Origin of the sequence: Pseudofrankia coriaricola (assembly GCF_001854805.1) — a bacterium.
GTDB lineage: Bacteria > Actinomycetota > Actinomycetes > Frankiales > Frankiaceae > Pseudofrankia.
Genome location: NZ_MBLO01000204.1, coordinates 1 through 16,060 on the forward strand (window position 1 = coordinate 1; position 16,060 = coordinate 16,060).

The 16,060-nt window shown below is 71.6% G+C and carries 15 protein-coding genes, 1 other RNA gene and 1 pseudogene; 6 read left to right on the forward strand and 11 right to left on the reverse strand.

Annotated elements, in window-relative coordinates; translation table 11 throughout:
* Positions 1 to 806, reverse strand: a pseudogene (locus tag BCD48_RS52430) (hypothetical protein); the annotation flags it as partial.
* Positions 807 to 1,612: 806 nt separating this feature from the next.
* Between BCD48_RS52430 and BCD48_RS22120 the strand changes: the two are divergent.
* The 4 genes from BCD48_RS22120 to BCD48_RS22140 all read left to right on the forward strand — a co-directional run bounded on the left by BCD48_RS22120 (position 1,613) and on the right by BCD48_RS22140 (position 4,691).
* The gene (locus tag BCD48_RS22120) at positions 1,613 to 1,924 is read left to right on the forward strand and encodes a cold-shock protein (protein ID WP_071050308.1); all 312 of its coding nucleotides are present in this window, start codon (positions 1,613 to 1,615) and stop codon (positions 1,922 to 1,924) included.
* 1,541 nt (positions 1,925 to 3,465) lie between these two features.
* Positions 3,466 to 3,780: a hypothetical protein gene (locus BCD48_RS22130; protein WP_131804085.1), complete on the forward strand. Its 315-nt coding sequence runs from the start codon at positions 3,466 to 3,468 to the stop codon at positions 3,778 to 3,780.
* Positions 3,781 to 3,791: 11 nt separating this feature from the next.
* The gene (locus BCD48_RS22135) at positions 3,792 to 4,118 is read left to right on the forward strand and encodes a hypothetical protein (protein ID WP_131804086.1); all 327 of its coding nucleotides are present in this window, start codon (positions 3,792 to 3,794) and stop codon (positions 4,116 to 4,118) included.
* 186 nt (positions 4,119 to 4,304) lie between these two features.
* Complete coding sequence (locus tag BCD48_RS22140; RefSeq protein WP_241841911.1) at positions 4,305 to 4,691, forward strand: hypothetical protein; 387 nt, start codon at positions 4,305 to 4,307, stop codon at positions 4,689 to 4,691.
* Positions 4,692 to 4,773: 82 nt separating this feature from the next.
* Here the strand turns inward: BCD48_RS22140 and ssrA are convergent.
* The 7 genes from ssrA to ftsE form a co-directional block, all read right to left on the reverse strand.
* Positions 4,774 to 5,146, reverse strand: a transfer-messenger RNA (tmRNA) gene (gene ssrA / locus BCD48_RS22145).
* A 277-nt stretch (positions 5,147 to 5,423) separates the two neighbouring features.
* The gene (locus tag BCD48_RS22150; protein WP_083419027.1) at positions 5,424 to 6,461 is read right to left on the reverse strand and encodes a YoaK family protein; all 1,038 of its coding nucleotides are present in this window, start codon (positions 6,459 to 6,461) and stop codon (positions 5,424 to 5,426) included.
* Positions 6,462 to 6,676: 215 nt separating this feature from the next.
* Positions 6,677 to 7,144: a VOC family protein gene (locus BCD48_RS22155; RefSeq protein WP_071050314.1), complete on the reverse strand. Its 468-nt coding sequence runs from the start codon at positions 7,142 to 7,144 to the stop codon at positions 6,677 to 6,679.
* A 126-nt stretch (positions 7,145 to 7,270) separates the two neighbouring features.
* The gene (locus BCD48_RS22160; RefSeq protein ID WP_071050315.1) at positions 7,271 to 8,635 is read right to left on the reverse strand and encodes a class I SAM-dependent methyltransferase; all 1,365 of its coding nucleotides are present in this window, start codon (positions 8,633 to 8,635) and stop codon (positions 7,271 to 7,273) included.
* Positions 8,636 to 8,967: 332 nt separating this feature from the next.
* Complete coding sequence (gene smpB, locus BCD48_RS22165; protein WP_071050316.1) at positions 8,968 to 9,447, reverse strand: SsrA-binding protein SmpB; 480 nt, start codon at positions 9,445 to 9,447, stop codon at positions 8,968 to 8,970.
* Between the two features lie 202 nt (positions 9,448 to 9,649).
* Complete coding sequence (gene ftsX, locus BCD48_RS22170; RefSeq protein WP_071050317.1) at positions 9,650 to 10,522, reverse strand: permease-like cell division protein FtsX; 873 nt, start codon at positions 10,520 to 10,522, stop codon at positions 9,650 to 9,652.
* Positions 10,523 to 11,341 carry a cell division ATP-binding protein FtsE gene (gene ftsE / locus BCD48_RS22175; protein WP_241841912.1) on the reverse strand — a complete coding sequence of 273 codons (819 nt, stop codon included), beginning with the start codon at positions 11,339 to 11,341 and terminating at the stop codon, positions 10,523 to 10,525. It lies immediately after the preceding gene.
* A 289-nt stretch (positions 11,342 to 11,630) separates the two neighbouring features.
* Here ftsE and BCD48_RS22180 point away from each other — a divergent pair, with 289 nt between their 5' ends.
* Together BCD48_RS22180 and BCD48_RS22185 are read left to right on the forward strand one after the other, a co-directional pair.
* On the forward strand, positions 11,631 to 11,822 hold the full coding sequence (locus tag BCD48_RS22180; protein WP_071050318.1) for a hypothetical protein: 192 nt from the start codon (positions 11,631 to 11,633) through the stop codon (positions 11,820 to 11,822).
* Positions 11,823 to 11,904: 82 nt separating this feature from the next.
* Positions 11,905 to 13,194 (forward strand): PQQ-dependent sugar dehydrogenase, encoded by a 1,290-nt coding sequence (locus tag BCD48_RS22185; RefSeq protein WP_071050319.1) that lies wholly within the window; start codon positions 11,905 to 11,907, stop codon positions 13,192 to 13,194.
* Between the two features lie 70 nt (positions 13,195 to 13,264).
* Here the strand turns inward: BCD48_RS22185 and cobA are convergent, their stop codons facing one another.
* From cobA to prfB, 3 genes are all read right to left on the reverse strand, one after another.
* Complete coding sequence (cobA, locus tag BCD48_RS22190; protein ID WP_241841913.1) at positions 13,265 to 14,047, reverse strand: uroporphyrinogen-III C-methyltransferase; 783 nt, start codon at positions 14,045 to 14,047, stop codon at positions 13,265 to 13,267.
* Between the two features lie 74 nt (positions 14,048 to 14,121).
* Positions 14,122 to 14,316 (reverse strand): hypothetical protein, encoded by a 195-nt coding sequence (locus BCD48_RS22195; protein WP_071050321.1) that lies wholly within the window; start codon positions 14,314 to 14,316, stop codon positions 14,122 to 14,124.
* A gap of 326 nt (positions 14,317 to 14,642) precedes the next feature.
* On the reverse strand, positions 14,643 to 15,746 hold the full coding sequence (gene prfB / locus BCD48_RS22200) for a peptide chain release factor 2 (protein ID WP_071050322.1): 1,104 nt from the start codon (positions 15,744 to 15,746) through the stop codon (positions 14,643 to 14,645).
* Positions 15,747 to 16,060 lie beyond the last annotated feature (314 nt).

Here is a 16,060-nt window from a genome sequence, read left to right on the forward strand (position 1 = left end):
GCCTCGGCGAACGTGGCCGGGCCAACGACCCCAGCCGGGCCGGTGGCCTCGGCGAACGTGGCCGGGCCAACGACCCCAGCCGGGCCGGTGGCCTCAGCCGGGTCAACGGCCCCAGCCGGGTCCGCAACCTCAGCCGGGTCAACGGCCCCAGCCGGGTCGACGGCCCCAACCGGGTCGGTGGCCTCAGCCGGGTCAACGGCCCCAGCCGGGTCGGTGGCCCCAGCCGGGTCGGTGGCCCCAGCCGGGTCGACGGCCCCAGCCGGGTCCGCAACCTCAGCCGGGTCAACGGCCCCAGCCGGGTCGGTGGCCTCAGCCGGGTCGACGGCCCCAGCCGGGGCGGCGAGCGCGGTCGGGGCGGCGAGCGCGCCCTCGTCCGCGTAGCCGTCGTCGGAACCGGCGTCATCCGCGTAGCCGTCGTACGACTCCCCGTGCTCCTTCTTGTCGTGCTCCTTCTTGTCGTGCTTCTTCTTGTCGTGCTTCTTCTTGTCCTTGTCGTACCAGACGACCTTCTCCCAGGTGACCGAGTCCTTCTTCTTCTTGACGTTCTTGTAGGGGTCCTTCTTGTCTTTGCTCGGGTCCTGGTACGAAACCAGTGCGGCGTCGTCAGATTCCTCCGCACTCGGGTCGTCGATGCCGGGACCGTCTGCTTCGCCGTTCCCGTAGTGCTTCTTCTTGTCCTTGGTGTCGTACCAGACGACCTTCGTGTGGGTGAAGGACTCCCTCTCCTTCGTCACGCTCGGACCGTGCTTCGGCACCGCCGCCTGCGCGGCCGTCGTGCCCGTGCCGAGGGCAACGGCTACGGACACGAGACTCGATGCGGCCAAAAGGGCGACACGCCGCCCAATTACCCTCGTCATTCGGAACCCTTCCCATTGGATGTTTCCTTCGCCTGCTGGCGACAACATAACCGCCGGAACCCGGGGTGGCGGCAGCGCAAAACAGGCGTGTTGCCTGCGAGTTAACGGCGCCTTCCCTGTCGCACTTCGATGGCTAGATGAATGCCGCGGATTGTGATGTCAGTGTCTGTCCGCTGGCGCGCTTTCGATTCCCAAGAAGGCATGGTTGGGAGCGTCGAAGGAGTACGGTTCCGAGGTTTTACGGTCCGATCGGAAGAGCCGCCGACAGCGCCCTGGAAAGATTACAAAACACACCGCCTATCCGGAGCTTTTGCCCGCTTCCCGCTCGAGGAACTACCGGCGGGATCGCGGCGGTCGCTCCGTTCCCACGGCGGCGCGACGCCAGTGGCACGAATTCTCCCGGTGCGGCGGAGATAAACAGCTCGTACGTCGGCACCGGTTTCACGGGGAAGAGGTCGCTGGGCCGGAATCATCACGTCATTGAGCAGCGGGTACCAGTCAGTGCGGCGCTGGGACGGATAGGGACCAACGGCCATGAGCTACATCGCGGACCTGCGACGACTGGTCGGGGCGCGACCGCTCATCCTTCCCGGAACAGGCGCGGTCGCACCGTCAGGGTGCGTGTGAGCGCGACCCCGCTCGCGGCCGGAGACAACGGGCCCACCGGTTCCGTCCTCGTCATGCAGGTTCTGGACGACTGACAGAGGCCAACCGCGGCTGCCACGATCTCACTGTGGTCGTGGGATGATCTGCTCGTGACGACGCGCGGCACCGTTCGAGAGTGGTCGCACGAAGAGGGTTGGGGAGTCATCGACTCACCCGAGACCCCCGGCGGTTGCTGGACCCACTTCAGCCACCTGCTGATTGCCGCCTACCGCGGTCTGCATCCTGGCCAGCAGGTCGAGCTGGACTGGGAGGCACCTGGCCAGGACGGCTACCCCTACCGCGCCGTGCGTGTCTGGCCGGCGGGGCAAGAGCCCGTCGAACCGAAAATCGTCGGCCAAGGAGAAGGCGGCTTCAGTAGCACTCTCACCATCAGCTGGGACGACGACCCAGCCCCGGCCTGACGACACGGCGCTCCCGGTCACGTGCCAGAAAAGCCGGCAAACCAGCCGCCGTCCACCGCAAACGGACGTGATGAGAAGCCGGGCCGGGCTGGAGGATTCGCGCAGCCGTTGGCCCTAGAGCCGCGTCTGGCAACGTTCGCGCGTTTCGGAACGGCCTTTTCAAGATCAGTCAGACGTTACGCGCCACCGGTGACGGGCGACGTCTGACTAATCTTGACTTTGATGGTGCCAGCGACGGGGTGAACATTCGCTGGAGCGGCACTGGAACGCGGCGCGCGCGGCCTCGGCGAGCGGGGCACCCTTACCGATCTGAACGACTCGCCCCGGAAGAATTTCATCCCTTGGCGAAGTAGTCCGCAAGCATCGCCTGGGACCATCCGGCCCGGCGGCCTTCTCCCCGAGGATCGAACTCGGGGAACCAGGGCCTGATGTCCAGGACCGGAGTTCCGTCGACCGCTGACGGCGGCGAGCTGGTAGGACTCGGACGGCTCGCCGCGACCATGCGCGACCGCATTCTCAGCCGCTGGCCCTCACTTCAACCGCTGCCCGCACAACGGCCGTAGGGGCGCCCGCGCGGGCCGTTCGCGTCATTAGACGATCTCGAAGTGTATCGGGCGGAGCCTTCGGCCAGGTGGCGGCACGCGTGGCGGTGAGCGGCGCGTCGCGGCGTTCCGCTTGACGTCGTGTGGCTGGGCTCACCCATGCCGGGTATGCGGACGGAATCAGTCCGTGCCCGCGTGCTGGGGTACTGGTTTACCCTGGGCACGTGGTCACCATCCGGCGTCGGAGCTTCGGCGCTGTCTGGGCGGTGGCACTACTGGTGATCGGCCTGTTGGGCGCTGGCGCCGGCAGCGGTGGATCTGGTGCGGCCACGTCGGACCGGGCGCTGGCCGCCGTTTCTTCGGTCGTAGGTTCCCCGGCCCGCGCGCATGTGGTCGTTCCTCGCGTCGATGGCCGCATGGCGCTGTCGGCGAAGCTGGCCCCCGATCATCCTGGTGATCTGGCCGTCGCGGCGGTGCTCTTCGCGCTGGTGATACCGGGTCTCGTCTGGTGGCGACGGGCTCCCGGCCACGGCCGCCGGCCGGACAAGCGCAACGGTGTGTGCGGCGCCCGTGGCCCACCATCCAGGCGGGTAACGCCGTAGTAAGACCCTTGGCTGCGGCTCGCTGATCGCGCGACCGGAGGATCACGGAAATCCGGCCGGTCCTGACCGGGCGCCACTTTGTGGGTGGCCCGGTGGCGAGGGCAGGCAGTTGTCTTCTGACCGGCTTGGCCCTCCAGGTTGACCCGCCGGACATCCAGCTATCCCCCGACAGCTATCCCCCGACGTCCGCAACAGCGGCGTTGCGGCGTTGCCAGACGCTGCCGGTGATCTGCCGCTGGGGTAGCGCTTCCTCGCTGTGCGTTTCCTCATCGCCCACGGGCCCGGCGTTCTTCCGCCGCGTTTGAGACGACGCAGCTGTGGCCTTCACATACACCTTGCCTGGCGCCCTCCGCCCGTCGCGGACCGCGTCCAGGGACACCGTCATGGAGAAAAGTCTGTGCATTCAGGACTCGACTGGGGCCGCGTGCTGCTCGTGGTCCCACTACTCGGCTTCATGTTCATCGCGCCAGCGATCGTGGTCTGGTGGGATCTGCGTAGAGACCGTCGCCGGTTCGGTCTGGACGCGCTGTCGCGGCCCATTCGCTACACCGCCGATGGCAGGCCTTGCCGGGAGGGGCTGCCACTGCCTACCGCCAGCGGTGCTGGCGCCGACCCGGTAGCCGTCGACGTGCCGTTGAAGGGACTGCGCATCCACACCGGCGCTGCTCCCGGGCCGACTGCCGACCCCGAAGCGTCCGCAACGGGCCGGTGACTCCCCGTCAGATGTCGCCTCCGATGGCCCGCGCGCTGTTGCGGGCCGGGTTCGTCGCGGTCGCGGTCGCCGCGGCCTGTACCGCGGCGTTCGGTGACCGGTGGGAGACCCTGGCGCCGGTCGCGGTACCGGCGGTCCTCGTCGGTCCGGTGCTGCCATGGCGGCAGGCGTCCCTGCTCGCGGGCTACACCGTCCTGGCCGCGGTCCTCGTCGTGCACGTCCACGACACGACGGTGCTCGTCGACAGCGGCTGGCGGCGGATCGGCCACCCCGTCCTGCTCGCCGCCATCACCGTGGCGGCCGCGGCGATCCGCGACCACGCCAGCCGCGCCAACTAGCCCGGGCAAGCCGACGTTCGACCCAGTGAATTTGAGTATTCGCGCTCAGGCCATGCCGGGGACCGATGGGAAGACTGGCTTCTCATGCTCACCTCGCCGCCGGCACGGACGCCAACCTCCACCCTTGCGCGAGCCTTCCACGGTTGGGCCGCCATCCTTCTGATCGCGGCCGTACCGGTCGCGGTCGTGGGACTGCTGGGACAGGACGACTACCCGGGCGTCCCGCGCTCGGAACTCGACTACGCCGTCCGACCGCTGGACATCCCGGCCGGGCGGATGACGACCATCGGCGTCGTCGCTCTGCTCCTGGCGGCAGCCGCAGCGGCGCTCCTGCTACACGGGGGCCGCCGCGGCGCCGCCGACCCGCGCCGGTGGCAGGTGATGTGCCCGCTCGTTGGAGTCGGCGTGATCCTCGGCTTCGGGTACCACGTCGCGACCGCCGGAGTGATCGGCGCCAACATCGGGTTCGGGCTCGTCATCTTCTTCGGTGTGCCTCTGGTGGCCATGCTGCTGGTGGTCGCGGCGGCCCGGGAATGGGCGCTGCGCGCCGAGGCCAGGCGACGCGCCCCCTGAAGCGCCGGTCTGCGTCATAGATGCTGGCCAAAAAGCAAGAACCCCCGCCACTCGCGTGACGGGGGTTCAAACATGCTTACGCTTGTGGAGGTGGCGGGAATCGAACCCGCGTCCTCCGGCGGCGCGTCAGGGCTTCTCCGGGCGCAGCCTGCTACTTATTTCTCGGCCCCACCGGTCCCGCAGGCAGGCCGGTGTGGGCCCAGTCACTGTTTGATGTTCCGCGCTACCCCGTGACCGGGTGGCGAGGTGATCCTCCTAGCGATGCCAGGTCCTGGGCCGGAGGAGCTCCCAGGCTGACAGTTACCTATATCCGTCAGGCCGCGAGGGCGTAAGCGGAGGTAACAGGCTGCGTCTTGTTGGCAGCTATTCTTTTGAGCGGATCGTTTGCGAGATAACCGCTCATCCTCGGCCCGCTTCCCCTGGCGTGGCGTCCGAAGTCGAAACCGGTCACCCCCAGGTTCAGGTTCCACGATCACCGAGGCGAGTGACGCGCCCTGGCGAAGGTGGCTCACACGCCCACCCATGCCTCGCGGCAATACGATGACCGTGTGTCATGCCGTGCTGTGTAGTTCAAGAGGAGCAACGAGCCCAACGGGCCCTGGCAATCAAACATACCCCCGGCTGCTCCACCCGGCAAGTTCGTTTCCCGCCAAGCAGTACAACGCCCGCCAGCGGAGCTTGTTCCCGCCCAGGCGGGAGGGCCCGCCCGCGTGGGGCGTTCTGGCACCGCTCTCAGGGCGGACGGACGCGGCCGGTGGCGACCTCCAGCGCGACGACGACGGCGAGCGCGGACGCCAGCGCGAGCGGCACGGGCACGCCGCCCGCCCGGTAGGTGGCCGCGCCGACGAGCGCGCCGCTGAACATCATGACCGGGGCGGCGGCACGCCGCCGGGTGCTTCGGCCGAGCTCACGGGTGCGCCAGCCATCAGCCGCGATCATGGTCAGTTGGGTCGTCAGCACGTTGGTCGGAATGTCCGGCATCGCCAGGCGACGCCCGGCCGCGTTCTGCATGCCCATCGCCAGTGCCAGGACGGCGATCATCGCGTACCGCATCCGGCCCCTCTCGGCGTCGAAGACCACGGTGATCACGAGGCTGATGACGAGCAGGCCGGCGTAGGCCGCGGCCGTCAGCGCCAGCGGGCGCCGCGCGGCCCACACGGCCGCGTCCTCGCGGGGGGCGGGGTCCTCGCCGGAGGCGGCGTCCACCGTGGCGCGCGGCGGGCCGGTCCCGGCGCCGATCCCGCCGGAGGCGACCACCTCGGCGGCCGTTCCCAGCTCGCCTGGCCCCAGCTCGCCTGGCCCCAGAGCGCCGGATCCCAGAGCGCCGGATCCCAGAGTGCCCGGTCTCGCCGCGTCCCCGCGACCGTGCCAGGCCGGTGACCGCCAGGCCGGTGACCGCCGGGCCGGTGACCGGCGGGGCGGTGACCGGCGGGGCGGCGCGCCGATCACAGCGCCGACGAAGAAACCGGCCACCGCGGTCGCGAGGAGCGCGGCCGAGTGGCCGGGCGCCCCGGCGAGGGTGAAGCCGAGGAACATGATGTTCCCGGTGACCATCGCGACGAACAGGTGGCCGACGGCCAGGAACACGACCGCGTCCACCAGTCCGGACACGAACGTCATGGACAGCAGGGCACCCGCCGTGGCCCGCGGCCAGCGCGCGTCCGGGCCGCCAGCCCGCCCGCCACGCCCGCCCCGCACCATCGCCAGCCCCCACCAGGCACACCGCAACCGCAACCGCGACCAGGCAGTCGGGCGCGTGCCGTCCGACATCCGAGGGCGCCCCGCGCCCTCGTCACAGTGTCGCCCGGCTGCCCGCGGACTGGCCGGCGGCGGGCGCGGGTGCCGCCCTCGTCCACGTTCGCCCGCCAGCACGCGACCGGTAGATCACTACCTCCGTGTCGTCACAGTCGCGGATTCGGCCAGATCACGACCGTGACGGCACGCCCGTGGCGATCATGAACGATCGTGGGCTGGGTGTCGCGGCGCTAGAGGCGCAGCGGGCGGATCGGGGCCGCGACCAGGGTCGGGTCGTTCTTCCAGTCGACGCCGGGGACGTCGATGTAGAGCTCGATCTCGTTGCCGTCCGGATCGACGATGTACAGGCTGTGCGTCACCGTGTGGTCGGAGGCGCCCGCGATTGAGACGCCGGCCTGGGTGATCTGGGCGAGCACCTCGCGCAGCTCGTCGTCGGTGTCGCCGACCTTCAGCCCGAAGTGGTACATGCCGACGCGCCGGCCGCGCGGCAGTTCCGCCGCATCCTCGCCGACCTCGATCAGCAGCAGCTCGTGGTGGGTCCGACCGGAGGAGAACCCCGCCGCCGGGAACGGCAACGGGCCGTCATTGGTGGGATCCGGAAAGACCTGGCGGAATCCGAGGATGTCCCTGTAGAACGACGCGGACCTTTCGATGTTGTGCACGTAGAGCACCACGTGCCCGAGTTCCTTGATCTCCATCGTCTCCGCCGCCTCCGGTCGCTGGGCCTGGTCACTGGGCCGGCGATGCCGCCCTCACATCCGACCTCACCTGCGGCCCCACTACATTGTTGCCAACGCAACCATGCCTGATCGACGTCTGTTCCGTCACCCCGCCGCGCGGCCGCCGGGCGCGGCAGGACCACCCGGCGCGGCAGGGCCGCTTGGCGCCGCTGGGGCGGTACAGACGAAGGCCCAGGGACGGTTGTGGTGACGCGTCATGACGAGGGTGACAGCCGGACCGCCCGCGACCAGGTCCCGACGGGCGGGAAGCAGCCGGCGTCGCAGGGTGTCGACGTCGCCCGCGAGGCCCCGGCGGCGCAGGTCGAGCGCGCCGATCCCCATGCCGCGCAGCAGGGCGGTGAGCCGGCGGACGTCGAAGGGCAGGCTGGCCTCGACCCGCAGCAGCCGGGCGAACGGCGTCGGGACCGCCTGGTCGGACGTGAGGAAGGCGATCATCGGGTCGACCTGCCAGGCGCCGAGCCGGCGGGCGAGCTCTCCGACGAGCCCGGCCCTGGTGACGGCCGGGCTCGGGTCGTACAGGTAGGCGCCGGGTTCCCCGACCTGACGCGCACCCACGCCGTCCTCGTCCGGCACTCCGGCGAGTGTCGCGGCCACGGCGCCCAGGAGGCGGCCCCCCATCTCGGGCGAGGTCTCCGGCGAGGTCTCCGGCGAGGTCTCCGGCGAGGTCTCCGGCGGCCCTCCCGCCGCCGTCGGGCCGTCGCAGCCCCACGGGCCGGCGTCGTCGGGCCGGACGGCGTCGAGCTGAACGTCGTCGAGCTGAACGTCGTCGAGCAGGACGGTGGCGCGCCGCGGCGTCCCGCCGGCCAGGGCGGGAGAGAACAGCACCGCCTCCTTCAGGTCGCGGCCGTCAGCGACGAACTCGATCTCCCAGCCGGGTGGGACGAGCGCCGTCGGCAGCCCCGGCGCCGCCTTCACCGCGACGGCGGGCACCCGCTCCGCCAGCGCGAAACACCAGGGCAGCGGCGGTTCGCTGGTGCCGGCGGCGAACCGCCGGCCGTCCGCGCGGCGCGCCGGGTCGACGAACACCGCATCGAGGCCCGCCAGGTCCACGTCCCGGACATCCGCGCCGCGCGCGTCGATGTCCGCGTCCGGCACGTAGACGCGCGCGTTGTGGACGGCGATACGCAGGTGCAGCGGGTCGCGGTCGACGGCGAGGAGCGGGTGACCGGCGCCGGCCAGCGCGAGCAGGTCCCCGCCGATGCCGGTACACAGGTCGGCGACGCGGCCCAGCCCGGCGAACCGGGCGGCACGGTGGCGGGCCGCCGCCTCGGCCGTCGACTGCTCCAGTCCTGCCCTGGTGAACAGCATCTCGGCCGCGCGGGTGAACGCGCCGCCCGCCCGCCGGCGCAGCTCCGCCTGGGTGAACGCGGCGGCGACCAGTCCGGGCTGCACCCCCTCGGCGCGCAGCCGGGCGCCGGCCCCGAGCTCGTCGCCGGCCTCGAGCGCCACGGCCGCCCGCGCGAGTAGCCGCGCGCCCCGCGCCGAGGTCAGCTCGTCCAGCCATTCGGGCCCAGCGGGGCTGGAGGACCCAGAAGGGCTGGACGGCCCGGAGAGGCCGGAGGGGCCGGACGGCGCGGCGGCTTCCCCGTCCGCTGGCCCGCCCCTCGGCTCGGCGCGTTGCGCGTCGTAGCCGGGTCCCTCGTCCTGGGCGTCCGTGGACCCGTCGAAGGCCGGTGGAACGAGCCACTCGGTGTGGGCCAGCCGGCGGCGCTCGGCGCCGGACCCGGGACCCCCGCCGGCTGCCCTGCTAGGCGGCCGGCGACGCGGAGACGGTCGCTGGCTCAGCTGTGGCGGCCCTTCGCCTGGCGGCCCATGATGCGGGCCATCTCGCGCTTCGCGTCCTTCTCCGCGAGTGCGGTGCGCTTGTCATAGTTCTTGCGGCCACGGGCGAGTGCGACCTCGATCTTCGCCCGGCCGTCCTTCCAGTAGAGGGCGAGCGGCACGAGGGTCAGGCCGCCCTCCTTGGTCTTGCCGACGAGCTTCTCGATCTCATCGCGGTGCAGGAGCAGCTTGCGCTTGCGCCGTGGCGTGTGGTTCGTCCACGTCCCCTCGACGTACTCCGGGATGTGGACGTTGTGCAGCCAGACCTCACCGTGCTCGACCTGCGCGAACCCGTCGACGAGCGACGCACGCCCCAGCCGCAGCGACTTGACCTCGGTGCCAGTCAGCACCACGCCGGCCTCGTAGGTGTCGAGGATGTCGTACTCATGCCGGGCACGCCGGTTCTGCGCGATCGTCTTGCGACCGGTCTCCTTCGGCACCGTCTTCCCTCAACCGTCTTCCGTCTTGCGTCGTCTGTCGTCTTCTGTCTCGCGTCCGCGAGACCGCGCTCAACCCCGCGCGGCCAGCACCCCAAGGTCACGAGGGTACCGCCACGCCCGCCGCTTCGGGCGCCGCGGAGCTTCTCGTGATCGTTCGGACGACGGCGGCGCCAGGTCGCCTCGCGGCTGCCCGGCGGGCTCGTCAAGCCCGCAGGTGGCGGTGCAGCGCGAGGCTGCCCATCGCGGCGGCGGCGAGCGCGCCGAGTGCCACGACGGCGCCGCCGGACACCCACACCGCGTCCCAGCCGAACAGCGGGAACGTCGTCTGGTGCGCGAAGTGCCCGTCGACCAGGAACGCTTTACATATAACCAGCGCGGCCGCGGCCACCATTCCGCCCGTCAGTCCCGACAGGGCGCACTCCAGCACGAACGGTGCCCGGATCGTCGCGTTCGTCGCGCCGACGAGTCGCATGATCGCCGTCTCCCGGCGCCGGGCGTGCGCCGAGACGCGGATCATCGTGTAGATCAGCGCGCCGGACGCGGCCGCCTGCACGGCGGCGAGCGCGAACGCGGCGATGCTGAACCCGTCCAGCACCCGGTAGAGCGGCCGCAGCAGGGCCCGCTGGTCGCGCACCGCCTCGACGCCGTCGCGGCCGGTGTAGCCGAGGACGATCTGGTCGCCGGCGCGCGGGTCGACGAGCCGCAGCCGCAGCGCCGCCGGCAGGTCGGTCGGCCTCACCCCGGCGGCGACGTCGGGCGAGGACCGGAAGTCCCGCTTGAACCGCTCGTAGACCTGCTGTTTGTCCTCATAGCGGACGGTCAGCACCGCGGGGTCGGCCTTCAGGTCGTCGACCAGCGTGGCCCGCTGGGCCGGGGTGATGTCGTCGGCGAGGTCGACGACGACCTCGAGCTGATCGACCAGGTAGCCGTCAATGGTGTGGACCTCGGCGCGCAGGAGCAGCCCCGCGCCCAGCATGCCCAGGCACACGGCCGCGGTGATGACCACGGCGGACGTCACCGCCAGGTTGCGCCGCAGGCCGGCGCCGAGAATCGCGAGCAGCGGCCCGATTCGCACCTAGTCCACCCCGCCGCCGGCGCCGGCGGGAGCGCCCGCGCGGTCGCCCGCGTCCTCATCCGTCCTGACCCGGGCGGCCGTCGCGGTCGCTCGTCCCGGCGTCTGTCCCGGTGTCGCGGCGGTGCCACCCGCGTCATCCGCCTCGTAGGCGCCGCCGTGCTCGTCGCGGACGCAGGCGCCGTCCGCGAGCTCGATCACCCGGCGGCGGCGCGCGTCGACCAGCCCGGCGTTGTGCGTCGCCATCACCACCGTCGTCCCGGTCCGGTTGACGGCGTCCAACAGTCGCATGATTCCCTCACTGGTGGCCGGGTCGAGGTTGCCGGTCGGCTCGTCGGCGAGCAGCACGCGCGGCCGGCCGACGAACGCCCGCGCGATCGCGACCCGCTGCTGCTCGCCGCCGGACAGCTCGTCGGGATAGCGGTTCTCCTTGCCTGCCAGGCCGACGAGTCCCAGCACCTCGGGCACGACCGCGCGGACGACGTGCCGCGGCCGGCCGACGACGTCGAGGGCGAAGGCCACGTTGCCGGCGACGGTGCGGTCGGGCAGCAGCCGGAAGTCCTGGAACACGCAGCCGACGGCGCGGCGCAGCAGCGGCACACGCCGGGCGGGGATCGCCGCGAGATCCACCCCGTCGAGGGTCACCAGCCCGCTGGTGGCCCGTTCCTCGCGCAGCAGCAGCCGCAGCAGGGTCGACTTGCCCGAGCCGGATGGGCCGACGAGATAGACGAACTCCCCCTCGTCGATCCGTAGGGTGAGGTCACGCAGGGCCGGCTGGGTACCCGCCGGGTAGGTCATCGTCACCGCGTCGAGCCGGATCATCCCGAGCCCCTTCCGCGCGGCCAGCGCGGCGGCACGCGAACCGCCGCCGCTACGGCCATCCCAATGCATCACCGTCCGAACTACTCTCAGCACTGTAAGTGACTGGATGGTCGTGACCGGTGAGCGGGCGTACGGTGAACAGACAGCGTCCGACAGTGTGGTCCGAAGGATCATGGCGGGGACCAGGGTGGCGAAGAGTCCCTCGCGGCCTGGTAGCCACCCGCGGATCCGGGAAGAACGCATCGTGGGGCGGTGCCCGCCCCCGCGGACGGGAGAAGGGACGGCGGCTATGTGCTGTGACGACCTGGTCTGCGCGCGGTGCGCGAGCCCCGTGGCCGAAGGCCGCTGCCCGACGTGCCGGGCCGCCCGCGCCGAGCTCCACCACCAGTCCGGCGGGTTCACGCTGTCCCCCCAGCTGCTCGCCGTGCTGCTGCTCATCCTGACCGCGCTGGCGCTGCTCGCCGCGCATCAGGTCCAGTAAGTCGGATACAAGACCCCGCTCGTTGGAATCCTGACGTCGACGACGCCCACCCCCGAGCCCGACCAAGGTGGATCCTGGCACCATGGCACCCGGTCGGGACCGACGGTTCCTGAGGACATCTGGCCAGCCGTGGACATCTCTGGCCGTCGTCGCGGCAGTCCTGACCGCCGCTCTGGTCGCGTGCTCCAGCGACGGGCGCGACGGCGTCGGAGCTGAGACGCCTGGCGGCGCCTCGTCGACGGCCGCGGCACCGGCAAGGCCAGGCGACGCGACCGCCGGCCAGCCGGGTGACGACTCGCGGGCCGACCGGGTGATAGCGACCGGGCTGCGCTCACCGTGGGGGCTGGCGTTCCTCCCGGATGGCGACGCGATCCTCAGCGAACGCGACAGCGGCAAGGTCCTGCTCATGCCGGCCGACGACAGCGGCGGCAAGGGCGGCTACGACACGCCGGTGGAGATCGGCACATTGCCCGGCGTGTACCACGTCGGCGAGAGCGGCCTGCTGGGCCTCGCGGTCTCGCCGGCCTACGCGACCGACCACCTCATCTACGCCTACTTCACGACACGCGCCGACAACCGGATCGTCCGGTTCACCCTGGACGGCACCGACAAGGGCGCGACACCCAGGATCGGCCAGGTCACGCCGATCCTCACCGGCCTCGCCGCCGCCCAGTTCCATGACGGCGGCCGGATCGCCTTCGGCCCGGACGGGATGCTCTACGCCGGCGTCGGGGACGCCACGGACCGTTCGCGCGCACAGAACCCTGCCAGCCTCAACGGAAAGATCCTCCGGATGCGCCCGGACGGATCGGTCCCGCCGGACAACCCGTTCCCCGGCTCGCCGGTGTACAGCCTCGGCCACCGCAACGTGCAGGGACTGGCCTGGGACAGCGCCGGCCGCCTGTGGGCCACCGAGTTCGGCCAGAACACCTGGGATGAGATCAACCTGATCCGGCCGGGCGCGAACTACGGCTGGCCGGTCGTCGAGGGTGTCGACGACACCGACGACGGACGTTTCACCAACCCGGTGGTCACCTGGCCGACAGACGAGTCCTCACCGAGCGGGGCGGCGATCTCCGGCGGCGTCCTCTATGCCGCCGCGCTGCGCGGCGAGCGGATCTGGGCGATCGACCTGCGCCCCGGGCTCGGCCAGGGCACCGCCCCAGCGCCGTCCGCGGCCCGGGGCGACGTGGGCGCGCCCGCGAGCGGGGCGCCGGCGACCGGCGCGCCCGCGGCGCTGCGCCTCGGCGCCTACGGCCGCCTGCGCACGGTCGTCACCGCCCCCGACGGCACCCTCTGGGTCACCACCAGCAACACCGACGGCCGCGGCCAGCCCGCCAAGGACGACGACCGCATCATCTCCCTGCGCTAGCCACGGCCGGTTCTTCCCCGTACACGCACAGCCCCCGGCCCTGGCCGGGTCCTGGCGTCCGTCGGCCGGGTCAGTCCGGGATTCGGTAGGCGCCGATCCCGTCGCGTAGGGTGACGACCTCGCCGATGACGATGACGGCCGGGGATCGCAGGCCCGCGGCGGTCACCGCCGCGGCGATGTCGGCGAGGGTGCCGGTCACGACCTGTTGGCGGGTGGTGGCGCCGGCGTGGATGACGGCGACGGGAGTCGACGCGGGGCGGCCTCGCTTGACCAGCTCTCTGCTGATCTCCGCCAAGGCCCCGACGCCCATGAGGACGACCACCGTTCCCGGCCCGGAGGCGAGAGCGTCCCAGTTGGACGTCGATCCGGGGTGGGAGGGGTCGACATGCCCGGAGACGACGGCGAGGTCCTGGGTCACGCCGCGATGCGTGACCGGGATGCCGGTAAGCGCCGGCACCGCGACCGCGCTGGTCACACCGGGCACCACCTCGCAGGGCACCCCGGCGGCCGCGCAGGCGAGCGCTTCCTCGCCGCCTCGGCCGAACAGGAACGGATCGCCACCCTTGAGCCGGACGACGCGGAGGCCGCGCAGCGCCCGCTCGACCAGCAGCTCGTTGATCTCGTCCTGGGCGAGATTGTGACCGTGCGGCCCCTTGCCCGCGTCGACGACCTCCACCTCGGGGCGAAGGCCGGCGAGCAGCTCGCGGGGCGCCAGCCGGTCGACGACCACGACGTCCGCCCGGCGCAGGAGGTTCAGGCCCCGGACGGTGATCAGATCCGGGGCGCCCGGCCCGCCGCCGACCAGCGCCACCCAGCCGACGCCCGCGCCGTCTGTCTCCACACTCGGCTTCACCCGTCAGGTCACCTTCCCGCCATTCGGCCGCCGGCGCGGCCACTTTCAGCGTCCACGCCAGGTCCAGACCCGCGCTAGTCAACTGGCGGGGTCGGGGTTCCTGCCGGATCGGCGACAGGGTCCCTGTCGGATCGACGGACGGGGTCCCTGCCGGATCCGCGAAGCTGATCCGGGACGTCGTGATCCGGGAGGTCAGCGATCTGGGAGGTCGCGGTGGGCTCGGCGGTATCGGCCAGCTCCAGCAGCTCGGCCAGGTCCGAGAACTCCACCGGTGCTCCTGGGGACGGGAGCCTCCGGAGGTGCGAAGGAGGAGCATTTTCGCACCTCCTTTGGCCCTCTAGACCGCCCAGCTCCGCGAACTCGGCGCCAGGTGGGGGATCGGCCGTGTCGGGAAGGTCCGCCGCGTCGCCGAGCCCGGCCAGCAGTTCCAGCAGCCGCACCTGCTCGGCCCGCAGGTCGGCCGCCCGTCGCCCCGGCGGGCGGCGCGCCGCCGACCAGGACCACGACCACGACCCGTGCGGACGCCCGGCGGGCGGACGACGTCGTCCTGGTGAGCCGGGCGGCCGGGTGCGCATCGAGAGTCGGGCGGCGTTCGCTAGTTGGCACTCGACTCGGCCGAGCGCCGCCAGCGCACCTCGGCGTCGATGAACTCGTCTATCTCGCCGTCCAGCACCGCGCCGGTGTTGGACGTCTCCACGTCGGTCCGCAGGTCCTTGACCATCTGGTATGGGTGCAGAACATAGTTACGGATCTGCGAGCCGAACGAAACATCCTGCGGGCCACCGGTCAGCCGCTGTTTCTCGGCCGCTTCCTCGGCCCGGCGCCGTTCCAGCAGTTTTGCCTGCAGAACGACCATCGCGGCCGCCTTGTTCTGCAACTGGCTGCGCTCGTTCTGGCAGGTGACGACGATATTCGTCGGCAGGTGGGTGATGCGCACGGCCGAGTCGGTCGTGTTGACGCCCTGCCCACCAGGGCCGGATGACCGGAAAATATCGATCCGAAGGTCCTTGTCGTCGATGTCGACGTGGTCGGACTGCTCGACGACCGGAGTGATCTCCACCCCGGCGAAGGACGTCTGCCGGCGGTTCTGGTTGTCGAACGGGCTGATGCGAACCAGCCGGTGCACCCCGTGCTCGCTGCGCAGAGTCCCGTACGCGTACGGCGCCTTGATCAGGAAGGTGGCCGACTTGAGCCCGGCCTCCTCAGCCTCGGACGAGTCGTACACCTCGGTGGTGTAGCCGTGCCGCTCGGCCCAGCGCGTGTACATCCGCAGCAGCATCGCCGTCCAGTCGGCGGCGTCGACCCCGCCCGCGCCCGCGGACAGCTGGACGATCGCGTCCCGCTCGTCGAACTCGCCGGACAGCAGGGTGCGGACCTCCAGAGCCGAGATGTCCTTCGACATCGCGGGCAGCTGGTCGGCGGCCTCCGCCATCAGGTCGTCGTCACCGAGGTCGAAGGCGGCGATGAGGTCGTCCAGCCTGCGGCGCAGCCCCTCGACGCGGCTGACGTCACCCCGCACCGACGACAGCCTGCGGGTGACCGCCTGCGCCCGGTCCTGGTCGCTCCAGAGGTCCGGGTCGGCGGCTTCCCGCTCCAGCTCCTCGGCGCGCCGGCGCAACCCCTCGACGTCCAACACAGTCTCGATACCGGTCAGGGTCGCGTCGAGGTTCTTGAGCTCCTCAGCGAAGTCGGCGGCCATGTCCTCAACCTTACCGGCGGCCATGCATCCCTGACGCGGTAGTGATCGCGCGCCGCACGCCGCTCGTCGCCTGCACGGCCGCCAGCTGCGCCCGCCGGCCGTGCGGACCAGCCGCTCCCCAGCCCCGCGCCGGCCTCCCGTGACCGTCGCGATCATCGACTCGCGGGGCGGCGGGATCACACATAGGGACGCCATCCCGCGAAGCGCGCGCCACCGGTGGCCGACGCCGTGGGACGGCATAGCGGACCGCGCGTAAGCCCAGGAGGCGGCGGCCGGCGAACAAGCCTGGCCCGCCCGACCCAGCGCCGTAACAT

Excerpts from the sequence above, each read along its gene's own strand:
- prfB (WP_071050322.1), bottom strand. The coding sequence starts at position 15,746 with ATGGCCGCCGACTTCGCTGAGGAGCTCAAGAACCTCGACGCGACCCTG.
- BCD48_RS22180 (WP_071050318.1), top strand. The coding sequence starts at position 11,631 with ATGTGCTGTGACGACCTGGTCTGCGCGCGGTGCGCGAGCCCCGTGGCC.
- BCD48_RS22150 (WP_083419027.1), bottom strand. The coding sequence starts at position 6,461 with ATGTCGGACGGCACGCGCCCGACTGCCTGGTCGCGGTTGCGGTTGCGG.
- ftsE (WP_241841912.1), bottom strand. The coding sequence starts at position 11,341 with ATGATCCGGCTCGACGCGGTGACGATGACCTACCCGGCGGGTACCCAG.
- BCD48_RS22135 (WP_131804086.1), top strand. The coding sequence starts at position 3,792 with ATGTCGCCTCCGATGGCCCGCGCGCTGTTGCGGGCCGGGTTCGTCGCG.
- BCD48_RS22185 (WP_071050319.1), top strand. The coding sequence starts at position 11,905 with ATGGCACCCGGTCGGGACCGACGGTTCCTGAGGACATCTGGCCAGCCG.
- BCD48_RS22155 (WP_071050314.1), bottom strand. The coding sequence starts at position 7,144 with ATGGAGATCAAGGAACTCGGGCACGTGGTGCTCTACGTGCACAACATC.